Genomic DNA, 553 nt, shown 5'->3' with positions numbered 1-553 from the left:
CTTCAACAACGAGCGCCACGAGGCCGCCCGCTACGACGAGAGCCTCAGCCGCTACGAGCGCGCCTATGCCCGCTCGGAGATTTCCCTCAACGCGCTGAACGCAGGACAGGCGCTCATCATGTCCCTCGGCCTGACGGTGGTGATGCTGCTGGCCGGGCGCGGCATCGTCCACGGGCAGATGACCGTCGGCGACTTCGTCATGGTCAATGCCTACCTGATCCAGCTCTACATGCCGCTCAACTTCCTCGGCTTCGCCTATCGCGAGATCAAGCAGGGCCTCACCGACATGGAGGCGATGTTCCATCTCCTCGACGTCCCGCAGGAGATCGCGGACGCACCGGACGCCGCGCCGCTCGCCGTCACCGCCGGCGCCATCGCCTTCCGGGACGTGCGCTTCGCCTACCGGCCGGACCGCGAGATCCTGAAGGGCGTCAGCTTCGAGGTGCCGCCGGGGCGGATGCTGGCCATCGTCGGGCCCACGGGTGCGGGAAAATCCACCATCTCCCGGCTACTCTTCCGCTTCTACGACGTGACGGGCGGCACGGTTGAGATC

At 66.9% G+C, this 553-nt stretch carries 1 protein-coding gene; it reads left to right on the top strand.

Annotated features, from left to right (window positions below):
* Window positions 1-553 (top strand): ABC transporter transmembrane domain-containing protein (locus AC1DWF_RS37620; RefSeq protein ID WP_476843506.1); only part of this gene is annotated, 553 nt, incomplete at both ends.

The organism is Aminobacter sp. P4_D5, assembly GCF_056401815.1.
Note: the sequence above shows the minus strand (reverse complement) of the source record. Positions and strands in the feature narration are given on the sequence as shown.